General features: G+C 73.1%; 22 protein-coding genes. 8 read left to right on the forward strand and 14 right to left on the reverse strand.

Going from position 1 to position 21,212, the window contains the following annotated elements:
- Positions 1-20 precede the first annotated feature (20 nt).
- Positions 21-275, reverse strand: coding sequence for a DUF397 domain-containing protein (locus tag ACFV20_RS21465; RefSeq protein ID WP_234849799.1), 255 nt, complete (start codon positions 273-275; stop codon positions 21-23).
- On the reverse strand, positions 276-1,136 hold the full coding sequence (locus ACFV20_RS21470; RefSeq protein WP_385658732.1) for a helix-turn-helix transcriptional regulator: 861 nt from the start codon (positions 1,134-1,136) through the stop codon (positions 276-278). It lies immediately after the preceding gene.
- A gap of 255 nt (positions 1,137-1,391) precedes the next feature.
- On the opposite strand from ACFV20_RS21470, the gene ACFV20_RS21475 reads away from it, so the two are divergent.
- From ACFV20_RS21475 to ACFV20_RS21485, 3 genes are all read left to right on the forward strand, one after another.
- Positions 1,392-2,045, forward strand: a complete 654-nt coding sequence (locus ACFV20_RS21475) for an ATP-binding protein (RefSeq protein ID WP_385658733.1) — start codon at positions 1,392-1,394, stop codon at positions 2,043-2,045.
- The gene (locus tag ACFV20_RS21480) at positions 2,042-2,476 is read left to right on the forward strand and encodes a hypothetical protein (protein WP_385658735.1); all 435 of its coding nucleotides are present in this window, start codon (positions 2,042-2,044) and stop codon (positions 2,474-2,476) included. The genes ACFV20_RS21475 and ACFV20_RS21480 overlap by 4 nt, the downstream gene beginning before the upstream one ends.
- Positions 2,477-2,760: 284 nt before the next feature.
- Positions 2,761-4,716 (forward strand): ABC transporter ATP-binding protein, encoded by a 1,956-nt coding sequence (locus ACFV20_RS21485; RefSeq protein ID WP_385658737.1) that lies wholly within the window; start codon positions 2,761-2,763, stop codon positions 4,714-4,716.
- 9 nt (positions 4,717-4,725) lie between these two features.
- Here the strand turns inward: ACFV20_RS21485 and ACFV20_RS21490 are convergent, their stop codons facing one another.
- Complete coding sequence (locus ACFV20_RS21490; protein WP_361116131.1) at positions 4,726-4,908, reverse strand: hypothetical protein; 183 nt, start codon at positions 4,906-4,908, stop codon at positions 4,726-4,728.
- Positions 4,909-5,455: 547 nt separating this feature from the next.
- On the opposite strand from ACFV20_RS21490, the gene ACFV20_RS21495 reads away from it, so the two are divergent.
- A complete protein-coding gene (locus tag ACFV20_RS21495) occupies positions 5,456-6,409 on the forward strand; it encodes an endonuclease/exonuclease/phosphatase family protein (protein ID WP_385658738.1) in 954 nt (317 codons plus the stop codon).
- 104 nt (positions 6,410-6,513) lie between these two features.
- On the opposite strand, the gene ACFV20_RS21500 is transcribed toward ACFV20_RS21495, so the two are convergent.
- On the reverse strand, positions 6,514-8,634 hold the full coding sequence (locus ACFV20_RS21500; protein WP_385658740.1) for an FUSC family protein: 2,121 nt from the start codon (positions 8,632-8,634) through the stop codon (positions 6,514-6,516).
- 288 nt (positions 8,635-8,922) lie between these two features.
- Here ACFV20_RS21500 and ACFV20_RS21505 point away from each other — a divergent pair, with 288 nt between their 5' ends.
- A complete protein-coding gene (locus ACFV20_RS21505; RefSeq protein WP_385658741.1) occupies positions 8,923-9,891 on the forward strand; it encodes an expansin EXLX1 family cellulose-binding protein in 969 nt (322 codons plus the stop codon).
- Here ACFV20_RS21505 and ACFV20_RS21510 read toward each other — a convergent pair.
- Complete coding sequence (locus ACFV20_RS21510; RefSeq protein ID WP_385658890.1) at positions 9,878-10,609, reverse strand: nucleotidyltransferase domain-containing protein; 732 nt, start codon at positions 10,607-10,609, stop codon at positions 9,878-9,880. The two genes, ACFV20_RS21505 and ACFV20_RS21510, sit on opposite strands and share 14 nt — an antisense overlap.
- Positions 10,610-10,911: 302 nt before the next feature.
- On the opposite strand from ACFV20_RS21510, the gene ACFV20_RS21515 reads away from it, so the two are divergent.
- Positions 10,912-11,313 (forward strand): RidA family protein, encoded by a 402-nt coding sequence (locus ACFV20_RS21515; protein ID WP_385658743.1) that lies wholly within the window; start codon positions 10,912-10,914, stop codon positions 11,311-11,313.
- Between the two features lie 122 nt (positions 11,314-11,435).
- On the opposite strand, the gene ACFV20_RS21520 is transcribed toward ACFV20_RS21515, so the two are convergent.
- Genes ACFV20_RS21520 through ACFV20_RS21530 form a run of 3 tightly spaced genes read right to left on the reverse strand, consistent with a single transcriptional unit; the run spans position 11,436 to position 14,139 of the window.
- Positions 11,436-12,143, reverse strand: a complete 708-nt coding sequence (locus ACFV20_RS21520; protein WP_385658745.1) for a uracil-DNA glycosylase — start codon at positions 12,141-12,143, stop codon at positions 11,436-11,438.
- Between the two features lie 53 nt (positions 12,144-12,196).
- On the reverse strand, positions 12,197-13,525 hold the full coding sequence (locus ACFV20_RS21525; protein WP_385658747.1) for an MFS transporter: 1,329 nt from the start codon (positions 13,523-13,525) through the stop codon (positions 12,197-12,199).
- Positions 13,522-14,139, reverse strand: coding sequence for an ArsR/SmtB family transcription factor (locus ACFV20_RS21530; RefSeq protein ID WP_385658748.1), 618 nt, complete (start codon positions 14,137-14,139; stop codon positions 13,522-13,524). The genes ACFV20_RS21525 and ACFV20_RS21530 overlap by 4 nt, the downstream gene beginning before the upstream one ends.
- Before the next feature lie 121 nt (positions 14,140-14,260).
- Between ACFV20_RS21530 and ACFV20_RS21535 the strand changes: the two genes are divergently transcribed.
- On the forward strand, positions 14,261-14,980 hold the full coding sequence (locus ACFV20_RS21535; protein WP_385658749.1) for an RNA-binding S4 domain-containing protein: 720 nt from the start codon (positions 14,261-14,263) through the stop codon (positions 14,978-14,980).
- 128 nt (positions 14,981-15,108) lie between these two features.
- Here the strand turns inward: ACFV20_RS21535 and ACFV20_RS21540 are convergent, their stop codons facing one another.
- Both ACFV20_RS21540 and ACFV20_RS21545 read right to left on the reverse strand, forming a co-directional pair.
- The gene (locus ACFV20_RS21540; protein WP_385658750.1) at positions 15,109-15,570 is read right to left on the reverse strand and encodes a DoxX family protein; all 462 of its coding nucleotides are present in this window, start codon (positions 15,568-15,570) and stop codon (positions 15,109-15,111) included.
- A gap of 146 nt (positions 15,571-15,716) precedes the next feature.
- Positions 15,717-16,442: a class I SAM-dependent methyltransferase gene (locus ACFV20_RS21545; protein WP_385658751.1), complete on the reverse strand. Its 726-nt coding sequence runs from the start codon at positions 16,440-16,442 to the stop codon at positions 15,717-15,719.
- 279 nt (positions 16,443-16,721) lie between these two features.
- On the opposite strand from ACFV20_RS21545, the gene ACFV20_RS21550 reads away from it, so the two are divergent.
- Positions 16,722-17,027, forward strand: a complete 306-nt coding sequence (locus tag ACFV20_RS21550; RefSeq protein ID WP_385658753.1) for a DUF6343 family protein — start codon at positions 16,722-16,724, stop codon at positions 17,025-17,027.
- A gap of 126 nt (positions 17,028-17,153) precedes the next feature.
- Here the strand turns inward: ACFV20_RS21550 and ACFV20_RS21555 are convergent, their stop codons facing one another.
- The 4 genes from ACFV20_RS21555 to rpsA all read right to left on the reverse strand — a co-directional run bounded on the left by ACFV20_RS21555 (position 17,154) and on the right by rpsA (position 21,180).
- Positions 17,154-17,534 (reverse strand): M48 family metallopeptidase, encoded by a 381-nt coding sequence (locus ACFV20_RS21555; protein ID WP_104779441.1) that lies wholly within the window; start codon positions 17,532-17,534, stop codon positions 17,154-17,156.
- Positions 17,535-17,584: 50 nt separating this feature from the next.
- Positions 17,585-18,205: a dephospho-CoA kinase gene (coaE, locus tag ACFV20_RS21560; protein WP_385658755.1), complete on the reverse strand. Its 621-nt coding sequence runs from the start codon at positions 18,203-18,205 to the stop codon at positions 17,585-17,587.
- Positions 18,206-18,449: 244 nt separating this feature from the next.
- Positions 18,450-19,388 carry a PAC2 family protein gene (locus ACFV20_RS21565; protein ID WP_385658757.1) on the reverse strand — a complete coding sequence of 313 codons (939 nt, stop codon included), beginning with the start codon at positions 19,386-19,388 and terminating at the stop codon, positions 18,450-18,452.
- A gap of 295 nt (positions 19,389-19,683) precedes the next feature.
- A complete protein-coding gene (rpsA, locus tag ACFV20_RS21570; protein ID WP_161368364.1) occupies positions 19,684-21,180 on the reverse strand; it encodes a 30S ribosomal protein S1 in 1,497 nt (498 codons plus the stop codon).
- Between the last annotated feature and the right edge of the window lie 32 nt (positions 21,181-21,212).

The raw sequence follows: 21,212 nt of genomic DNA on the forward strand, positions 1-21,212 counted from the left end.
GCGAGAACAGCGGCGGTCGGTCAGGACAGCAGGAAGTCCGCCTGCCCCGACTTCGCCCCCTCGATGAAGGCCGTCATCTCGTCGGTGGTGTAGATCAGCGCCGGGCCGTCCGGGTCGGTGGACTGACGCAGGGCGATCCGGCCGTCGGCGAGTTTCATCGCCTCCAGGCAGTTGCCTCCGTTCCCGCCGCTCCACGGCTTGTGCCAGCCTTCGCTGCCCAAGTCACGCGCGGGCATGCCGTTGTAGACGTGTTTGCGCGGCTTGATGCGATCCATTCACAGCTCCTTGCGGAGATCCCGGAGGATCTCCTTCGTGCGATGTGCCGTAGCGGCCTGAGCCGCCATGCGGTCCATGACCTCGAGGTGGGTGGCCACTTCGGCGCGCGCGTCGAGATAGACCGCGCCGGTCAGGTACTCGCTGTAGACCATGTCCGGCAGTTCGGGCATGGCGAACCGGAACAGCACGAACGGCCCGTACGTGCCCGGGTGCGGCCCGTTGGCGAAGGGGGCGACCTGGAGTGTCACGTGGGGCAGCTGCGTGGCGTCGAGCAGTTTGTCGATCTGGGCCCGCATCACCTCCGGGCCGCCGGCCGGGCGCCGCAGCGCGGTCTCGTCCATCACGACCCACAGCCGGGGCGCGTCCTCGCGGGTGAGCAGGTCCTGGCGCTGCATGCGCAGGGCGACATGGCGCTCGATGTCGTCGGGCCGGGTCTGGCCGATGGCGCCCGACCGCAGCACCGCGCGCGCGTAGTCCTCGGTCTGCAGCAGCCCGGGGACGAAATGGGGCTCGTAGCTGCGGATGACGCTGGCCGCTCCCTCCAGGCTCACGTACATCGAGAACCAGCCGGGCAGGATGTCGTGGAAACGCTGCCACCAGCCGGGCCGGTTGGCGTCCTCGGCCAGCCGGACGAAGGCCTCGGCCTCCTCGTCCGAGATTCCGTAGGCCTTGAGGAGCAGTTGCAGGTACGGGATTTTGAGCGCGACCTCGGCCATCTCCATACGGCGGACCGTGGCGGGGGCGACGCGGAGAATGCGCGCGGCCTCCTCGCGCTTCATCCCGGCGCGTTCCCTCAGGTCCAACAGGCGGCGGCCGAGGACGACCTGACCGACCGTCGGTGCGGACCGCGGTTCACTCACGCTCCACCTCCAGGAAGAGTTCTGACGAGCCGGTCACGATAAGAGTCACGAAAAGAACGCCGACAGCCCGGCGGCGCCATTCGAGGACCTTTCGAAGAGCTGATCCGAACAAGCGTTTCGAACGAATCTTCGACGATCTCAACTGGCGCCGCGCGGGGTGCTGTTGCGAGCAGTGTGCCATGGCCATCCAGACCGTCACACAGCACTCTGCAATTTTCAGAGTGACACTTGCCAAGTGTTCACGGCACGGCGATAGTGGCAAGCGTGATTCCGTCCGCGCCCTTAGGAACAGACGCCGCGCGAGCCCCTCTCGGGCTGGGCGCCGCCACGGGAGAGGTCCCCCTCGGGGCCGCTGCCGAGCGCCGGTTCCGTTTCGAGCTGGCCGCACATCCGGGTTCTCCCGCACAGGCCAGACGCCTGACGCGGGCCCGGCTGACGGGCTGGTCGGTGTGCGAGGACACGTGCGACAGCGCGGCCCTGGTGGTGTCCGAGCTGGTCACCAACGCCATCGTGCACACGGCGAGCACCCACATCGTGTGCGAGCTGCGCGACGGCGGCGACCTGGTGCGGATAGCCGTGCGCGACGAAGGCTGCGCTCCCGGCCAGCCCCACGCCGCCAGCCGGACACAGCCCGAGGAGGAGCACGGGAGGGGATTGCTCCTCGTCGACGCCCTGTGCCGGTCCTGGGGTGCCCAGGAGGACGGTCCCGGGCTGCTGGTCTGGGCCGAGCTGCCGCGCACGGCGGAGCTCCCGCTCGATCGGGCCGAGCCCCGTGACGACCTGGGGTGGGGCACCCGCCCCCAGCGGGACCCGTCCGACGACTCCGACGACGCCACCCACCAGGCACGCCACCCGCGAGCACCGGAGGTGCCCCGGCAGGAGCGCCGCCGGGAGCGGGGGCCGGCATGAGCCCCGCACCGGCAGGCCGCGTGCTGAACCTGGACACGCTGCTGCGCGTCCGCCGCGGGCTGAGGGCACCCGGCCCGGTCCTGCGCCTGCCCGTGCCCGACGGCATGACGGCCCCGCTCGGCTGCGACGCCATCGCCGTCCCGGCCCGCCTCGGCCCGCTGGTCATGCCGCGGCTGCCCCGTGTGGGCTGCGTCTACGCCGACGGGACGCACTGGTGGTGGCTGGTGCCGTCCGACTCGGACCACGCCCTGGAGTGGCCCGCCCCGGCGCGCTACGTCACCGGCGCGGTCGTCCCGGACCTGCCGGAGCTGCCGGAGCTGATCCACCGCCCGGACGGCACCCTTCCGTACACCCCGCCGATCCCCCTCTATCTGGCCCTGTGCCGCGCGACGGGGACGGCACCGTCCTGGTCGCGCCCGGTCAGCGCGTAGGCGAAGCCGACGGCCCGATCAGGCCGGCCTCCGCTCGGACCACGTGAGCACCCTGATCCCCGACACCGGCGCGCGCACCCCGCACCCCGTCGCATCCCCCAGCGCACCCCGACCCGCCGTCCCCACACCACCCCACATCCCCGCGCCGCCCCGCACCTCTCCCGGTCCGGTCGTGCGCCCGCGCGCATCCGGCGCCCCGGGCTGCGCCCTGCCCGGGCCGGTGGCCGCCCCGCGATAGTGGCCGTTCGTTCAGCAACGGGCCCGAGCGGGGAGGTAGGTCGACCGTGGGGAAGAAGCGGACCGCGCCGGAGGTGTCCGAGTCGGAGCGGCTGCTCTTCGGCGGGCCGCTGCGCTACGACATGGGCTGGAACAGCCACGCCGACGCGTTCCTGGAGCTGAACTTCCGCGCCATGATCACCCGGCTGCCGTCCCTGCTCGCGGCCAGCCTCCGGCTCGCCCGGCAGGCGGACCGCAACGCCGCGCGGATCGTGCTGGCCGCCGAGGCGGGCCGGGGCGTCGCGCAGGCGGTGAGCCTGCTCGCGGTGAACAGCGTGCTGGCCCGGCTGATGGGCGGCGGCCCCCTCGACGACCGTCTGCGCGGCGCCGTCCCCGCCCTGGTCACAGTGGCGGCCGTGATGTTCCTCGCCGCCCTGCTGCGGGCCGCGAGCACCTACGCCACCGGCCGGCTGGAGCCCAAGGTCGAACGGGTGGCCACCGAGCGGTACCTGGAGCGGGCCGCGGCCGTGGAGCTGGCCGCGATCGAGGACCACGCCTTCCACAAACTGCTGGACACCGCCCAGTACGGCGCCGCCTCCGCCAGCCGGATGATCTCCTACGGCACGCGCGTGATCAACGCGATGATCTCGCTGATCGCGGCGGCGGGCGTGCTGACCGTGCTGCACCCCGCCCTGCTGCCGCTGCTGGTCACGATGACCCTGCCGAGCGCATGGAGCGCGCTGACCGTGGCCCGGCGGCGCTACGAGTCCTTCCACGCCTGGGTGCAGCACGCCCGTGCGGGCCGGCTGCTCGGCAGCCTGCTGATCGAGCCCGCGGCGGCACCCGAGATCCGGGTGCACGGGGTGGGGTCGTTCCTGCTGCGGCACTTCCGCGCGATGTCGGAGACGGCCGAGGCCGAGCAGGCGCGCCTGGCCGGACTCGCCGCGCGCACCGGTCTGATCGCGGCGGCGTGGACGGGCCTGGCCACGGTGGCGACGTACGCGACGCTGGGCGGACTGCTGCTGGCGGGCGCGATGGCCCTGTCGGTGGCGGGTACGGCCGTGATCGCGATCCGGACCGGGTCGCAGAGCCTCGACACGCTCGTCGTGGAGGTCAACGCGCTGCACGAGGAGGCGCTGTTCGTCGGCGATCTGCACCGGCTCTACACCGAGGCGGAGCAGTGGGCGATCCCGGCGGGCGGCTCACGGCTGCCGGAGGATCCGCGCGAGATCCGCTTCGAGAACGTCACCTTCCGCTACCCGGGAGAGTCCGCCCGTCCCGCCCTCGACGATGTGACGCTCACCCTGCCGCTGGGCCGGATCGTGGCCCTGGTCGGTGAGAACGGCTCCGGCAAGACGACCCTGGTCAAGCTGCTCGCCGGGCTCTACACACCGGAGCGGGGGCGGATCCTGTGGGACGACGTGGACGCCGCGACCGCCGACCGGAACCGGCTGGCCGAGCGGATCGCGATGGTGGCGCAGGACTTCAAGCGGTGGCCGTTCACGGCCCGGGTGAACGTCGCCCTGGGGCGGCCCTCGGTGCCCGTGTGCGAGGACCGGCTGGCCGCGTCGGTCGCCGAGGCCGGGGCGGAGGCGGTGATCGCGGACCTGCCGCGCGGGCTGGACACGCTGCTCGCCCGGAACTTCAGCGGCGGGCACGAGCTGTCGGGCGGCCAGTGGCAGCGGCTGGGCATCGCCCGGGCGGCCTACCGCAGGGGCCGCATCCTGATCGTGGACGAGCCGACGGCGGCCCTGGACGCCCGGGCCGAACTGGAGGTCTTCGAGCGGATCCGGGCCCTGGCCGACAGCGGCCAGACCGTCGTACTGATCACGCACCGGCTGGCGTCCGTACGGCACGCGGATCTGGTGCACGTCCTGGACCAGGGCCGGCTGGTGGAGTCGGGAACGCCGGACGAGCTGCTGGCGACCGGCGGGCTCTACGCCGAGCTGTACGCGCTCCAGGCGGAGCAGTTCGCCTCGTCGCCCGCGCCGGCCGGGAAGGTGCCGGCGCCGAAGGCGGGCTGACGGCGCGCGTCAGGCCGTGGCGTCGGCCGCGTCACCGCTGCGCACGATCACCAGGAACATGTCCGAGGCGAGGTCCATGACCACCTCGGCGGGCAGGCCCTCGCTGCGCCGCGCCTGCGCGAACTCCTCCGCAGGCCAGGAGCCTCTCGGCCCACCTGCGGGAAAGCGCTCGAGCACCGTTCGCCCGTTCACCCTGCACCTCCATGTCGCGCTGTACTCGTAGAGTTAAACGCCAACCATGGGGTGAACGGCTCGCGAAGTGACGGTTCTGAGACGTACTCGACACGCGTTCACCGCTTAGTGTGACCAGCCTCTCAGCCTCTTGGCGCATGTGTTCACTTTCCGTATCAGTCGTCGTACGTCTCGTGATACGAGAGGTGCTCACGTTCCCCAGGCGCATCACGGCCGACGCGCGCCTCTCGGGTGCTCCGTGCGCCGTCGACCGCGGTCGACGAGCGCGGCCGGCCCCTCCTCCGGTTCCGCTGCCCCTCCTCCGGTTCCGCTGCCGTACCCGCACCACGCGACCGCTCTTGATCGTCGTGCGCGAGGACCGGACATGCGCTGATGATGAGCTCGGCGGGACAGTCCGCGGCAGAAGGCGTCACCACGCCGACGTACGACCGTGTCGTGGGGTGGCATGAGCCGAACCGCACATCCCGTCACGGCTCTGTCGCGGAACGGCCCGGGCGCGCACCCTGGCCTCACCACCGCGACTGTCGGCTTCTGAAGGGAGCCCGGCATGCTCCTCGGCACGTGGAACCTGGAGAACCTCTACCGCCCCGGCGGCCCGTACGGCCCGCGGGACGAGGCCGGTTACGAGATGAAGCTCGCCGCCCTCGCCGCCGTGATCACGGAACTCGATCCGACCGTGCTCGGCGTGCAGGAGGTCGGAGACCCGGAGGCCCTGAAGGACCTGGCCGGGATGCTCGACGACGACTGGCACGTCGCCGTGTCCGAGCACCCGGACAACCGGGGCATACGGGTAGGGTTCCTCAGCCGTACGGCGATGACGGTGGTGGCCGACACCCGGGCTCTCCCGGCGGAGGTGCGTCCGGTGCAGGCGGACGACTCGGGGCTGACGGCGGGGCAGGCGGGGCGGGGCGTCCTGGCGGTCGAGATCGAGGGCGGGGACGGCCCCTTGCGGCTGGCCGTCTGCCATCTGAAGTCCAAGCTGCTGTCGTATCCGAACGGCCGCTTCCAGCCGCACGACGAGGGCGAACGCGCCCGCTACGGCGCCTACGCCCTGTACCGACGGGCCGCCGAGGCGACGGCTCTGCGTGCCCTGGCCGACGAGCTGCTGGCCCGGGACGGGCAGGGGCGGGACGTGGCGGTCCTGGGCGACCTGAACGACGAGGTGCAGGCGGCGACCACGCAGCTCCTGCTGGGCCCGCCGGGGTCGGAGATCGGCACACCGGGCCACGGCCGGCCCGACCGGGGCGACGCCATGCGGCTGTGGGACGTGGCCCCGCTCATTCCGCCGGGGCAGCGCTGGTCCCGGGTGAACTCCGGGCGGCACGAGCTGATCGACCACGTGCTGCTGAGCCACCGACTGGTGCGGCGGGCGACGGCGGCGGGCACGGGCCTGCCCGGCGAGGGCCCGCCCGCTCTGCCCTCGGTCGGTCCGGACCCCGCGGAACGGCGGGGCGAGCCAGGGTCGGACCACGCTCCGGTGTGGGTGCGGGTCGGCGGCTGAGCACCTGACCGCACGGAGCGCCGCGACGCCGTGGAGGTGCGCCGACCGCGACTCGGCCGGCGAGCGGGCGCGGGTCCGCGAGGGCGGCCACGAGCCGGAAACCCCTAGCCGGCCAGGGGTGTCCCGTGCGGTCGCAGACCCACCCGGGCGCCCCGCCCGGCGAGTTCGGCGAGTTCGGCGAGTTCGGCGAGGACGGCCGTGAGGCGCTCCTCGTGGCGGGACCCGAGCCGACCGGTGTCGTCGAGGTGCACGGCGCCGGCGGTCGTGGTGTCGACGAGGCGCTCGAGGAGGTCGGCCACCTCGTCCGCGCCCTCGGTGTGCCGGGCGAGGGCGGGCAGTTCGTGGGCGGCGAGCGAGATGGCCGAACGGGCCTCGGCCAGGGTGCGGTAGGCCTCCCGGCGCAGGGTCCAGCGGGTCGCGCGGCGGTCCGAGGGGGTGGCGCCGTGGTTCGCGGGGGTGGCGCCGTGGTTCGCGGGGGTGGCGCCGTGGTTCGCGGGGGTGGCGCCGTGGTTCGCGGGGGTGGCGCCGTGGTTCGCGGGGGTGACTCCGTGGTTTGCGGGGGTGGCGCCGTGGTTCGCGGGGGTGGCGCCGTGGTTCGCGGGGGTGGCGCCGTGGTTCGCGGGGGTGGCGCCGTGGGCCGAGGGGGTGCCGGAGGTCCCGATGCGTGGGGCGTCGGCCTCGTCGAGCACGTGGGTGAGGTAGGCGTACGCGGCGTCGTGCGCTGCCGCGAGCCGGGCGCGCACTCCCCCGCCGCGCTGGCCCGGCATCGGCAGGTGCCCGACGACCAGCACGATCGCGCAGGCCAGCAGCGTCTCGCCGATCCGGCCGACGGATGCCTGGGGCTCGCCGCCGACCATGACGAGCGCCAGGACGAGGACGGTGACGACGGCGGTCTGCGCGGCGAAGTGCCGCGTGGCCACGGGTATCAGCGCGCCGCTGAGGGCGACGAGCGCGATCAGCCCTTCCGGGTGGGGCAGGACGGCGGCGAGCCCGCCGAAGAGCAGCGCCCCGAGGACGGTCCCTGCGGCCCGGTTCAGCACGCGCGAGGCGAGCGGCCCGAGGTCGGGCTTGACCAGGAAGACGGCCGTGGCGGGCAGCCAGTACCAGTGATCGTGCTGCCCGTACCACTGGCTCCGGTGCAGGGCCTGGGCGACCGCCGAGCCGACGCCGAAGCAGAGGGCGACGCGCAGCCCGTACTCGCGTCCGGCACTGCCGAGGACGGCGCGCAGCCGGTCCCGGGCGCCGCGCGGCCGGGTGTGCAGGTCGCCGCCCCGGCCCTGGTCGAACACCTCGGCGGCGTGCAGGAGGGCATCGTCGAGGGCACGCAGCGCGGGCGCGGAACGGGCGGGGGCCGGCAGCGGCCCGGTGTGGGTGTTGCCGCGCACGGCGGCGGCCAGGCGCCGGGGGCCCTCGGAGGCCCGCGCGGCGACGGGTTCCCCGGCCCAGGCGAGGGCGGTGGCGGCTTCCGCCAGGGGCAAGGCCGCGGCGTACTGCGCGTGCAGCCGCCGTTCGGCGGACGAGGAGGCGTACTTCCGCAGCCGGGGCCCGGTGAGGGCGTCCTGGGCGTGGTCGAGGGCGGCGGTCAGCGCGGCCCGGCGGCGGACGGCGTCCGGACCGCCGACGGCGTCGAGCAGTTCGGCGACCGCCTCGTACACCCCGGCCACGGCCGTGCGCTCTCCGTCGAACCGGAAGTCACCGGCCAGCGAGCCGGGCGTGGGCAGGAGGAGGCGCAGCGCCAGCAGCCACCCCGCACCGGCGAGGAAGGCGAGTGCCCGCGCCCATCCGGGCTCCGGCAGAGGCATCCCGGCGCCGATCGCCGCGCCGACCAGCACCTGCGTCCCGGCGGCGGAAGCGACGGGCCCGACGGCGCTCATCCCCCCGGCGACGAGCCCCACGAACGTGAGCACCACCGTGAGGACGACCGCTCCGGTCTGCTGTCCGGCGTACGTGCCGATCACGAGCCCCGCCGCACCGCCCAGGGCGGGCACGCCGATCCGCTCGACCGAGTGGCGCCGGCTCCCGGGCCGGTCGTTGATCCCGGCGAGCATGGCGGCGATCGCGGCGACCACGCCGAGGGAGGTGAGACCGGCCTGCACGGCCACCAGCAGCAGGGGCCCCGCGGACAGGGCGCCCCGCGTCACCGCGTTCCAGGGGACCGGCCCCCGCTGGGCACGCAGGGCGTGCGCGAGCCAGGGCGGAAGCGTCGGGGCGGTGCGGCGGGACACGGTGCTCCTGTCGTCTCGGCGAGGGCAGGGGTGGGCCTTCGGGCGACGGCGGCCGGGGCGTTGGGAGGGGGTGGGGCGTGGTGGGGTGTGGTCGACCACGGTAGGCGGGGTTTCCGGAGGACAGGTTTCCGGAATGTGTCGGGCGCATCGGGACGCGTGTTCTTTATGTACGCAACCGGTGCCGCGCCGGCGGGTCGGGAGCCGCGGCAACCTTTACGGACCCGGCGGCCACCAAGGGCCGTGAGCGCGCGTTCTCCCGAACCACGCACGGACCCGAAGGACTCATCCGTGGCATCCCGATCCCATCGCCGTCCCCTCCGCAAGCGGCGCACGGCCCTGACCCTCACGGTCGCCGCGGCGGCCGTGGGTCTCCTCGTCTCCCTCGTGATCGCCCTGCTCCCCGGCGGCGGAGCGGACACGGTGCGCACCGCGGCCGAGCCCGCCACCGGCGCCCGGCCGACCGCCCCGCGGGCGACGCACGCGACGTCACCGGCCCTGAAGCCCTCGAAGACGCCCAAGCCCTCCGAAGCCTCCAAGGCCTCCCGGGCCCCGGCGTCCGCCGCGCCCACCCGTTCGGCGCGGCCCGCGCCCGCCGCCACCCGGCCGTCCGCACCCCGCCCGGTGTCCGGCGCGGCTCCCCTGGCGGGACGGATCAAGCCCGGAACCACCTACAACGGCGTCGCCACCCACTACGACGCCGGGGACGGTGACGGCGCCTGCCTGTACGGCCCGAGCCCCGACCTCATGGTCGCGGCGATGAACCACGCCGACTACGAGACGTCCCGGGCGTGCGGGGCGTACGTCCTCGTCCGTGCGGCGAACGGCGCCTCCGTCACGGTCCGGATCACCAACGAGTGCCCACTGCCCTGCGCCCCCGGTCAACTCGACCTCAGCAAGGAGGCCTTCGCGAAGCTCGCCGGGCTCTCCGCGGGCCGGATACCGATCACCTGGAGCCTGCAGAGCCCTGCCCTGTCGCAGACCCTCTCGATCCGCTACAAGACCGGCTCCAGCAGCCACTGGTGCGGCATCCAGGCACTGAGTCATCGCAACCCGCTCGCCCGGCTGGAGGTCAGGACCGGCGGCGGCTGGACCCGGCTGACGCGTACCGACTACAACTACTTCCTCTCCCCCGGCGGCACCGGCTGCGGCGGCCCCCTCAGGCTCACCGACATCTACGGGGAACAGCTCACCGTCGACGGCATCGCGATCCGCCCGGACACCGTCCAGCCGACCCGAGTCCAGTTCACCCGGCGGTGACGGCGTCAACGGCCCGGGCGAGGAGCGTCTCCGTGTCGGCGACGGCCCGGGCGAGCGCGTCCGGGCCGTCCGGGAGGCCGCGCAGCACCGCGTCCACCTCCCCCAGCCCTGCCCGCGCCACCAGCCCCTTCTCGTTGGTGACCCACTCCCCGCGCGCCGCCAGCACCGCGTGCGCCGTCTGGGTCGCGGCGAGGGCGATCGCGCCCGCGACCTGGGTGACGGCGTTCCTCGGGGCGTGGCCGGCCCCGGCGTAGGCGAGGGTGGCCGTGGCCATGCCGTGCCAGTGCGCCGGGGCGCTCTCGCGCAGGGCCTGCGGATAGGCGTCCGGGCGCGGCAGTTCGCCCCGCAGCACCTTGTTGACCGCGAGTTCGGCGACGAGCAGGTACGTCGGGATGCCCGCCAGGTGGAACATGAGGGGCTCGACGCGGAAGCGACCCGCCGCCGCTTCCGCCACCTCGTGCTCGACGACCTCCAGATCGCGGTAGTGGACGTCCACGCGACGGCCCTCGATCGTCAGCCAGGCCCCTCCGTTGAAGACGCCGCCGCCCCAGGCACCGATCTCGCTGACCTCGCCCTCCCAGCCGACCGCGCGGAGGTCGGCCGGGTCGAAGGCGCCGCGGTAATAGACCGCCAGGTCCCAGTCGCTGTCGGGCCGTTCGGTGCCCTGGGCCCGGGAGCCGCCGAGCGTGACGGCCTCGACGGCGGGCAGGGCGGCCAGTCGGTGGGCGGTGGCGGCGAGGAAGGTGTGGTCGGGGAGGGGGCGGTCCGGGAGGGGGCGGTCCGGGAGGGTCTGGTCCGGGAGGGTCTGGTCCGGGAAGGTGGGCACGGCGGGCTCCTGGTCGGCGGACGGCTCCGGGGCGGACGGGTCCCCGGGGGGATGCTGCCCGGGCAGGACGAGTCCCGGGCAGCCTAGGAGGGCGGCCCTGGCGCCGGGTACCGAAATACGCGTGCGCGCCCGGCTGCGGGGCCCGCATGATCAGTGGGTTGCTCCTGCCGCCGCCCGCAGATCGGAGACCCCACGTGATCCGCCGCGTCACCGTCCCGAGCCTCTTTCCGCCGCCGTCCTACTCCCACGCGTCCGTGGTGGAAGCCGGCACACGGCTGGCGTTCCTCGCCGGGTCCGTACCGCTGGGACCCGACGGCGCGCTCGTCGGACCCGGGGATCCGGCGCGGCAGGCGGAGCAGGTCATCGCCAACCTGCGGGAGCAACTGGGCGCCGTGGGGAGCGATCTGGCGCATGTCGTGGCGACCGACGTGTACGTGGTGAGCAGCGAGCCGGCCGTGCTGTCCGCCGTGTGGAGCGTGGTCGAGGCGTCCGGGCTCAGTACGGGCCCGCACTCGTCGACGCTGATCGGCGTGGCGTGCCTCGGGTACACGGGACAGCTGGTGGAGATCACGGCGACGGCCGTCGTTCCCGAGTAGCCGAGGACAGGGCCCGCCGGGCGGCCTTCTCGGCAGTCCACGACGACGTCACCCTGGACGGTCGCGCGCGGATCACTGCCCCGGGGGCCTCCGCGGCGCCGGCGGCTCCGGGAAGAGGCCGCTCATGAGCCGTCGCGGGTGGGCAGCTGTGCCGCGTGCCCGGCCGTGCGCAGGACGTCGCGCAGCATCGTGGGGGTCAGACGGCCGGTGAAGGTGTTGCGCTGGCTGACGTGGAAGCAGCCGAACAGCTCCAGCCCGTCCAGCGGGACGCGCGCCCCGTGTGCGAAGGCGGGCCGCGGCCGGGGCACGGACCAGCCGGCCTCGGCGAACGCGGGCAGCGCGGCCTGCCAGCCGAAACCGCCCAGGACGACCACGGCCCGCAGCGTGGGGCGCAGCAGCCGCAGTTCCTGCACCAGCCAGGGGCGGCAGGTGTCCCGCTCCTCGGGGGTGGGCTTGTTGGCGGGCGGGGCGCAGTGCACGGGCGCGGTGACGCGCACACCGTGCAGCTCCAGGCCGTCATGGGCGTGCACGGCGGTCGGCTGGGAGGCGAGGCCCACGTCGTACAGCGCCTCGTAGAGCACGTCGCCGGAGCGGTCGCCGGTGAACATCCGTCCGGTGCGGTTGCCGCCGTGCGCGGCGGGGGCGAGTCCGACGATCAGCAGCCGGGCGTCCGCAGGCCCGAAACCGGGCACGGGCCGGCCCCAGTACGTCCAGTCCGCGAAGGCGGCTCTCTTGACCCGGGCCGTCTCCTCGCGCCACGAGACCAGCCGCGGGCAGGCCCGGCAGTCCGCGATGCGCCGGTCGAGGAGGGGGAGACCGCTGGCGTCCATCACTCCACCGTAGAGGCGACGGGCGCCCTCCCCCGCACCGGGGGACAGAACGCTCAGGACCTCCCGGCGCGCGCACGCGAGGCGACGGCGGTCTCCGGCGCGGCCCGGTCGCCGACGCGGCGCAGCCAGAGCAGGGCCCCGGTGAGCAGCACCGCACCGGCCAGCAGCCACGGCAGCGGACCCGGCCGCAACGCCCCCGCGACGAGGCCGACGAGCGCCCCGGCCAGCTGCAGAGCGAGGGACTGGACGGACAGGGCGGTGGCGCGGCCCGCGGCCGTGACGCGGCGGTGCAGGAGGGCGTTCTGGTTCGGGGAGGCGGCGCCGACACCGAGGTAGAGCAGGCAGAAGCCGACGACCGCGAGGGCTGTCGCGGGCGGCTGTGCCGAGGTCGCGGTGACGGCGAGCAGCACCAGGCCGACCGCCCCGGTGCCGAGACAGACCAGTACGGCCCGCTCGCCACCGCCCGCGACCCTGGCGGTGAGGGGCGCGAGGTGACTGCCCACACCGTTGCAGGCGAATCCCGCGCAGGAGAGCACGGCGTACGCCATCGCTCCGGAGCCGGGCGCTCCGGTCAGCCCGACGGTCCGGCCCGGGACGAGCAGTTCGATGGTGGCGAGGGCGCCTCCGACGGCCGCGGCGGTGAGCAGGATCCGGCGCACCAGTGCGTCCCTGCCGCCCAGCCGCAGTCCTCCCAGGACCGTGCCCGGGACGCCGCGCAGCACCGCAGCCAGGGTGGCGGGCGGCCGCGGCGGCTCCTTCAGGACCGCCAGCACGTAGCAGACGAGAACGACCCTGACGGCGGCTCCCAGCAGCAGGGGAACGGACAGGGGCAGCACCACACCGTGCGTCGCCTCGCTGAGCCGGGCGCCGAGGCCGGGACCCAGGGACAGCAGCCAGGGCAGGGCACCGCCGAGCAGCATGCCGGACGCGAGCGCGGCGGAGGTGGCCGACCCGCCCCGGGCCAGCCCCGTGCGCAGCTCGGCGTCCGGGCCGGAACATGCCTGGACGGTGTCGACGTACCAGGCCTCGGCGGTGCCGCTGGACAAGGCCCGGCCCACGCCCATGAACACCAGGCCCGCGGTGAGCACACACGCGGTGGTGCCGAGGCCGACCAGGACGGCGGCGACCCCGTTGAACACACCGGCCACGGCCAGTACCGGGCGGCGTCCCAGGACGTCGGAGAGCCCTCCCGTGGGCAGCTCCAGCGCGGCCACGGTGAGCGACTGGGCGGCGAAGAGCCCCGCGATCGTGGCCAGGGACATGCCGCGTTCGCTGAGCAGCAGGACCATCGAGGCCAGGCCGAGCCCCGACGGCAGCCACAGAAGCGCGCACACGGTCGCGTAACGACGGCGAGCCGTCGATGCCCCCGGCAGCTCGGTCATGAGGCGCCCTGCGGGTCCGCGTCCCCAGGGGTGTGCGCCGCGAGGGGCAGTCCGGCGGTGAGGAGCAGCACGTTCTCCGCGTGCGGGTCGTCCGCGTCCCGGGCCGTCAGCTCCTCCAGCTTCCGGGCCACGGTGTCCCAGAGCTCGGTCAGCGACTGGGCCGTCAGCCGGGGCATGAGGTCACTGATCCCGGACGGCTCCACCCACTCCTGGCCGAGGCGCCCCGCCGCCAGGTCCGCCTCGTGCCGGGCGAGGGACCTCTCCAAGTGCTCGACCTGCCGTCGCCGCGCCAGACCGACGAAGGCCCGGCCCGCCTCGGAGGACTCCATCGACGCGTTGCTCCAGGACGTCACGGTGTGCAGCGCCCGCCAGCGCCGCTCCCGCCCGTCACGATGCTCGGCCTCACCGATGAACGCGTACTTGGCCAGCACCCGCAGGTGGTAACTGGTCGACGCCGACGACTCCCCCGTCCGTGCGGCCAGTTCACTCGCCGTCGCCGGACCGTCCTGCCGCAGCAGCCCGAGCAGCTGGATGCGCAGGGGGTGGGTGAGGGCCTTCAAGGCGGCGGTGTCGTGCTCGGGGTCGAGCCGACGCGCATGCTCGTCGCTGTCCATGCCGGGAGGTTAGGCACCGGATCCCACTTGGCAAAAGAGTTTTTGCAGAATTTGTTTTGCAGAATGTGCCGGGGGCGCAGTTCTGTCCGGCGGAGCTCTCGGGAGGACTAGGGTCGGGGGCATGGCTTCTCAAGGAGCGGAGTACGACAGGACGGACGGGGCCGGAGAACCGGCGGAGACCGCCGAAGCTGTCGGCATCGACGCGGGCGCGGGCACCGGCGCGGGCGCGGAGACCGGTACGGGCGCGGGCACCGGTACGGGTGCGGGTGCGGGCACCGGTACGGGCGCGGGCACCGGTACGGGTGCGGGTGCGGGCACCGGCGGGAAGGGCGAGGCGGAGCCCTTGGACCCGAAGGTCGCCGCGGCCATCGCCGCCGCGGAGGCCGCGGGCCCGCAGGCCGGTTCGACCGTTCGCGTGGACAGCTGGATCTGGGCCGTGCGCCTCGTCAAGACCCGGTCCATGGGAGCCACCGCCTGCCGGGGCGGCCACGTCCGCGTGAACGGCGAGCGCGTGAAGCCCGCACATGGCGTCCGTGTCGGTGACGAGGTGCGTCTGCGGCACGAAGGCCGTGAACGGATCGTCGTCGTCACGCGGTTGATCCGCAAGCGGGTCGGCGCTCCCGTCGCCACCCAGTGCTACGTCGACAACTCCCCGCCTCCCCCGCCCCGCGAGGCCGTCGCCCCCGCGGGCATCCGTGACCGTGGAGCGGGCCGCCCCACCAAGCGCGACCGCCGCGAGATGGAACGTCTGCGTGGGGTGACGGGCCCGGGCAGCGTCTCCGGCCCCGGGCCTGTCCCCGGCAGGCCCGTCGGCGGGGGTACGGGCAAGCCGCGGCCCTGAGTGGTCCAGGCGTGCGCTGATGACATGCCGCCGCGAGCGGCCCGCTGCAGGCAGGTGGTCGTGCCGAGGCCGGAGAGAGCGACGCCACCCTGGGGATCGTCCCGAGCCGGACTCCGGCCGGTGCCGGTTCACGCCCGACGCAGCAGCAGGTTGAGCAGATCCGCGTTGTGCCCCCGCCGCGCCCACGCGATGAGGGCGAGCGGCACGATCAGGATCAACGGCGTCGCCGCGTACTGCCCGTCGAAGACGGCTATCTGCACGATGAACGCGCCCACCATCAACGCGCCCAGCGCCATCGCCGCCACCGACTGGAGCACCGGAACCAACAGAGCGATCGCCCCGGCCAGTTCGAGCACGCCGATGGTGTACATCCCGGCGCTCCCCCAGCCGAGCCGTTCGAACGAGTCGGCAGCCGACTCGTGCCCGATCAGCTTGGGCACGGCACTCGCGATCGCGTAGAAGAGGGCGAGCAGGACCTGCAGAGCGCGCAGGGCGATCCGCGCGCGCCGACCACGAGCGGTGGCGGACTCGGCGATGACGGCGCCGGCCGGTGCGGAGTCGGCGGTAGCGGCAGCGGTGATCTCGGACATGAAGGTCTCCTGGTGAAGCGATCGGCCGTGATGTCGGAGAGGTAGACCGGCCCTCGCACCGGAACTCATCGCTGCGGAGGGATGAGAAGCCGAAAGATCCCTCTCGACCCAATTCCCCTCATGCGCACGGCAGTTGGGACCGGCCATCAACTTCCCGCGAGCCTCTCCCCCTCGGCAGCCCGGGTCGTCGGTATCGCGCGGACCCATATCCGATCCTCTGTCAGATAGCGGTCGACCCTCAGTCCCGCCTCCTCCAGTGCGTCCTCGAACTGCTCCTTGGTCAGGGGCCGTGATCGGAACGTCTGGGTCCACACCGCGTCCGGGAACTCGTACTCCGCACGTACGGAGTTGACACCGTCGCCGACCGGTTCCGACGCCGTGATCCGGACGGTGAGGCCACTGGGGTCCTTTCGCTCGCGCGGCACGTTCGCGTGGTAGTCCTCGCCCTCTCTCTGGATCAGCACACAGCCGTCCTCCGCGACATGGCGCACGCAGGTGCGCAGCAGGCCGCGTCGCACGTCGGCGTCCCCCGCGTGCACGAGGAAGGACGCCAGCAGCACCACGTCGAACGTCTCTCCCAGATCCAGTTCCTCGATCGGGCCGCATATCGTCCGGGCGCCGCGCACGCGCTCCAGCATCGGCGCGGACTCGTCCACCGCCGTGACCGTGAATCCGCGCTCCAGCAGCGGGTGTGTCATGCGTCCGACGCCACTGCCGAGCTCCAGAATGCGAGCGTCGCCGGGGACCGCCGCCGCGATGATCTCCGGCTCGTCCGCGACGGGCAGTCGGGCGTAAAGCTCCACTGCGCAGCCGTCCGGGGTGATGGCCCCGGGTCCCGTCCCCTCGTACCCCTCACGCATTTTCGTCTCCATGCCCGCCCAACGGACGGCGTCCGCACGCCCGTTCCCACAGCCGGCCGCCTTCACCCGACCGAGTGAACGCAGCACGAATGGCCCGGCTTGGAGCGAGCCGTCCCCAGGGTTGGCCGGGTTCCGAGCAGCGGGTCGGTGCCCGGCAGTGGCTGCAGCGTTCGGCCCGGGGTGTGGCGTTCGCCAGTGGGTGCAGCGTTCGGCCCGGGGGCCGGCGTCCCCGGCCGCCTTGGTGCTCCCTCGCCGCGAAGAGTACGTTGCAGACAGGAGTGGTGATCGACGATGCGTACAGGCAGCGAACCGCGGACCGCGCGCAGTGCCCTGCGGGCCCGCTTCTGGCTGAGCCTCTGGGGGCTGGCCTGGGCGCTCTTCGGGACGGTGGCGTTCGCCCTCGTCGGGCGGAGTGGGTGGGCGATCGCCTGCGGGGTGCTGCTGCTGATCGTCACCGTGGATCTGGTCGTGGTCCTTCGGCACATCCGGCAGGGCCCGCACTATCAGCCGGGCCCCGACATCCCGCCCTACCAGCCACTGGACGAACATCCGCGAGGCGCACCACCCCACCGGCCACCGACGGACGACGGCGCCTAAGACCCGCACCACCTCACCGGCCACCGGCGGACGACGGCGCCTCAGACCCGCACCACCTCACCGGCCGGCGGGGAGCATTGCCCCCGCCCACCAGGCGTACGGGCCCGGCCTCTCACCCGTCCGGCGTCACGAGTCGAAGCGCGCGGCCTTCAGGAACTCCGGATTGGGGTCGAGCGCGGCCGCCAGGCGGAAGTGGCGCTTCGCCTGGTCGGGGCGGCCCTGGCGCTCATACGTACGGGCGAGCGCGAAGTGCGCGAACGCGTTGTCCGGCTCCCGCTCCAGGACGATCTGGAACTCCAGCTCCGCCGGCCTCAGCTGCGCCGCCGCGAAGAAGGCACGCGCCCGCAGCAGCCGCGCGGCGGTGTTCTCCGGGTGCGTGGCGATGACGCCGTCGAGCAGCTTCACCGCACCCCTGGGATCCCGCGCGGCGAGGAGTTGCTCGGCGGCACGGAAGTCGATGACATGCGTCTCCGGGGTACGTCCGGTCGGACCGCTGGTCTCGGGCACGGCTGAGTCCTTCCCTCGCTGCACCGGTTCAACGCCCCTGCGGGCTGCCGCTATTCCGTAGCGGCCGGCCGCGACGCCTGCGACCTGCGCACCAGCTCGGCCCACACGTCCTTCACGCGCTGCTCGAGCGTCTCCAGCGGGACGTCGTTGTCGATCACGATGTCGGCGATCTCGCGGCGCTGCTCACGCGACGCCTGGGCGGCCATCCGCGCGCGGGCGTCCTCCTCCGTCATGCCGCGCAGACGTACGAGCCGGTCGAGCTGGGTCTCGGGGGCCGCGTCGACGACGATCACCAGGTCGTACAGCGGAGCCAGGCCGTTCTCCGTGAGGAGCGGGACGTCGTGGACGACGACCGCGTCCTCGGCCGCCGCCTCCTCCAGCTCGCGCGAGCGTGCGCCCACCAAGGGGTGCACGATCGAGTTCAGGACGGCGAGTCTCTCCGCGTCGGCGAAGACGATGGCGCCGAGGCGGGGCCGGTCCAGGCTGCCGTCGGCGGCGAGGATCTCCTCCCCGAACGCCTCGACGACCGAGGCGAGCCCCGGCGTCCCCGGGGCGACGACATCCCGCGCGATGCGGTCCGCGTCGATCAGCACGGCCCCGCACGCGACGAGCAGCCGTGACACCTCGCTCTTGCCGGCACCGATCCCGCCGGTCAGGCCCACCTTCAGCATGGTCCGCAGCTTAGGCCCTGCCACCGACAGCTCCTGCGCCCGGGCCGGACGACTCCCGCCGGGCCGGGGCATTGGGCCCGGGCCTGGGACCACCTCGCGGGGCCCGGGCCACCTCGCCCGAACCCCGGCCCATGCCGACGGCCCTGCCCATGCCGACAGCCCGACCCAGGCCGACAGCCCGACCCAGGCCGACAGCCCGGGCCTGGCTCTGGCCAACGGGCCCGACTCTGGCCGGCAGCCCGGCTCAGTTGTCGCCTTCTCGCTCCGCCAGGAACTTCTCGAACTCCTGGCCGATCTCGTCCGCCGACGGAATGTCCATCGGCTCGGCGAGCATGTTGCCCCGGGTCTCGGCGCCCGCGACGGCGTCGTACTGGTGCTCGAGGCCGTCGATGAGCGCGGTGAGGTCCTCGTCGCCCTCACGGATCTGCCGGTCGATCTCCGTCTGCGTGCGGTGCGCGTCCGAGCGCAGGGCGTGGGCGATGCCGGGCAGGACCAGTCCGGTGGCCGCCGTGATGGCCTCCAGGACCGTCAGGGCCGCGTCCGGGTAGGGGGAGCGGGCGATGTAGTGCGGGACGTGGGCGGCGACACCGAGGACGTCGTGTCCGGCCTGGAGCAGGCGGTACTCGATGAGGGACTCGGCACTGCCGGGCACCTGCGCCTCCTCGAACGGGCTGCGGTGACCCGGGACGAGGTCGGTGCGGTTGCCGTGCGGGGTGAGGCCGACGGGCCGGGTGTGCGGAACGCCCATGGGGATGCCGTGGAAGTTCACGGAGAGGCGCACGCCCAGCCGCTCCACGATCTGCTTCACGGCGGCGGCGAAGCGCTCCCACTCCACGTCCGGCTCGGGGCCGGACAGCAGCAGGAAGGGCGCGCCGGTGGCGTCCTGCACGAGCCGCACCTCGAGAGCGGGGTCCTCGTAGTCGGTCCAGCGGTCGCGCTTGAACGTCAGCAGCGGGCGGCGGGCACGGTAGTCGACGAGCCGGTCGTGGTCGAAGCGGGCCACGACCTGGTGGGGCAGGGAGTCGAGCACCCGGTCGACGATCTGGTCGCCGGTCGCGCCCGCGTCGATGTATCCGTCGAAGTGGTAGAGCATGACAAGTCCGGCCGACTCCTGGGCGAGCGCCATGTCGACGACCGCCAGTCCCTTCGGCTCCCAGGCGTACAAATCCTGCGGATCAAGCACAGTGACCGCTCCTCCTCGTGTTCACACTCCACAACGCCGTTGCGGGCACGGGCATTCCCGCGGGAGGAGATTCATGATCTTGGCGAGGATGCAGCGCCCCTCCAGGGGCGCGGGGAACCGAGCGAGAAAGCCCACCGCCCGGGCAGCCCGGCGTCACGGCCGTGATCCCCGGCGCGCGCCGAAGAACACCGCGCAGCCGGCCCATGACCACGACAGCAAGGTCCAGGCACGCCAAAGGGCCGCACCTCGAAAGGTGCGGCCCCTCAGCTATCGGCTATGCCTCAGCGGCGAGCGTTCAGCTCTGGCCGCCGGCCAGCTTCTCGCGCAGCGCGGCGAGCGCCTCGTCCGAAGCCAGCGCACCGGAGTTGTCCGGGCCCTCGGAGGAGTACGAACCGCCACCACCGGACGCGGCCGGAGCGGCAGCCTCGCCACCCTCGGCAGCGGCCTTCTCGTCCGCCTCGCGGGACTTGATGACCTGCGCCTGGTGCTGCTCGAAGCGCTGCTGCGCCTCGGCGTACTGGGTCTCCCACGCCTCGCGCTGGGTCTCGTAGCCCTCGAGCCAGTCGTTGGTCTCGGGGTCGAAGCCCTCGGGGTAGATGTAGTTGCCCTGGTCGTCGTAGGACGCGGCCATGCCGTACAGGGTCGGGTCGAACTCGACCGAGGCCGGGTCGGCACCGAAGGACTCGTTGGCCTGCTTCAGCGAGAGGCTGATGCGACGACGCTCGAGGTCGATGTCGATGACCTTGACGAAGATCTCGTCGTTGACCTGGACGACCTGCTCCGGGATCTCCACGTGGCGCTCGGCCAGCTCGGAGATGTGGACCAGACCCTCGATGCCCTCGTCCACGCGGACGAACGCACCGAACGGAACCAGCTTCGTGACCTTGCCGGGCACGACCTGGCCGATCTGGTGGGTGCGGGCGAACTGCTGCCACGGGTCTTCCTGGGTCGCCTTCAGCGACAGGGAGACACGCTCGCGGTCCATGTCGACGTCGAGGACCTCGACGGTGACTTCCTGGCCGACCTCGACAACCTCGGAGGGGTGGTCGATGTGCTTCCAGGAGAGCTCGGAGACGTGGACCAGACCGTCGACGCCACCCAGGTCCACGAAGGCACCGAAGTTGACGATCGAGGAGACGACGCCGGAACGGACCTGACCCTTCTGGAGGGTGGTGAGGAACGTCTGGCGGACCTCGGACTGGGTCTGCTCCAGCCAGGCACGGCGGGACAGGACCACGTTGTTGCGGTTCTTGTCCAGCTCGATGATCTTGGCCTCGAGCTCCTTGCCCACGTAGGGCTGGAGGTCGCGGACGCGGCGCATCTCGACCAGGGAGGCCGGGAGGAAGCCACGGAGGCCGATGTCGAGGATGAGACCACCCTTGACGACCTCGATGACGGTACCGGTGACGATCCCGTCCTCTTCCTTGATCTTCTCGATGGTGCCCCAGGCACGCTCGTACTGGGCGCGCTTCTTCGAGAGGATCAGGCGGCCTTCCTTGTCCTCCTTCTGGAGGACGAGGGCCTCGATCTCGTCACCGACGGCGACGACCTCGTTGGGGTCGACGTCGTGCTTGATCGAGAGCTCGCGGCTCGGGATCACACCTTCGGTCTTGTAACCGATGTCGAGCAGGACCTCGTCCCGGTCGACCTTCACGATGACGCCGTCGACGATGTCGCCGTCGTTGAAGTACTTGATCGTCTCGTCGATCGCGGCGAGGAAGGCTTCCTCGTTACCGATGTCGTTGACCGCTACCTGCGGGGTGGTGGCGGTGGTCTCGGTGCTGCTCGTCATGTGGGAAAGGGCTCCGGTACGGACATTGAAGT

This window comes from Streptomyces sp. NPDC059696 (genome assembly GCF_042733745.1).
In the GTDB taxonomy this organism is placed as follows: Bacteria; Actinomycetota; Actinomycetes; order Streptomycetales; family Streptomycetaceae; genus Streptomyces.

What these genes read in the sequence shown, in the direction of transcription:
- ACFV20_RS21465 (WP_234849799.1), bottom strand. Translation starts at nt 275, where the DNA reads ATGGATCGCATCAAGCCGCGCAAACACGTCTACAACGGCATGCCCGCG.
- ACFV20_RS21480 (WP_385658735.1), top strand. Translation starts at nt 2,042, where the DNA reads ATGAGCCCCGCACCGGCAGGCCGCGTGCTGAACCTGGACACGCTGCTG.
- ACFV20_RS21495 (WP_385658738.1), top strand. Translation starts at nt 5,456, where the DNA reads ATGCTCCTCGGCACGTGGAACCTGGAGAACCTCTACCGCCCCGGCGGC.
- ACFV20_RS21520 (WP_385658745.1), bottom strand. Translation starts at nt 12,143, where the DNA reads ATGGACGCCAGCGGTCTCCCCCTCCTCGACCGGCGCATCGCGGACTGC.
- ACFV20_RS21525 (WP_385658747.1), bottom strand. Translation starts at nt 13,525, where the DNA reads ATGACCGAGCTGCCGGGGGCATCGACGGCTCGCCGTCGTTACGCGACC.
- ACFV20_RS21530 (WP_385658748.1), bottom strand. Translation starts at nt 14,139, where the DNA reads ATGGACAGCGACGAGCATGCGCGTCGGCTCGACCCCGAGCACGACACC.
- ACFV20_RS21535 (WP_385658749.1), top strand. Translation starts at nt 14,261, where the DNA reads ATGGCTTCTCAAGGAGCGGAGTACGACAGGACGGACGGGGCCGGAGAA.
- ACFV20_RS21540 (WP_385658750.1), bottom strand. Translation starts at nt 15,570, where the DNA reads ATGTCCGAGATCACCGCTGCCGCTACCGCCGACTCCGCACCGGCCGGC.
- ACFV20_RS21545 (WP_385658751.1), bottom strand. Translation starts at nt 16,442, where the DNA reads ATGGAGACGAAAATGCGTGAGGGGTACGAGGGGACGGGACCCGGGGCC.
- ACFV20_RS21550 (WP_385658753.1), top strand. Translation starts at nt 16,722, where the DNA reads ATGCGTACAGGCAGCGAACCGCGGACCGCGCGCAGTGCCCTGCGGGCC.
- coaE (WP_385658755.1), bottom strand. Translation starts at nt 18,205, where the DNA reads ATGCTGAAGGTGGGCCTGACCGGCGGGATCGGTGCCGGCAAGAGCGAG.
- rpsA (WP_161368364.1), bottom strand. Translation starts at nt 21,180, where the DNA reads ATGACGAGCAGCACCGAGACCACCGCCACCACCCCGCAGGTAGCGGTC.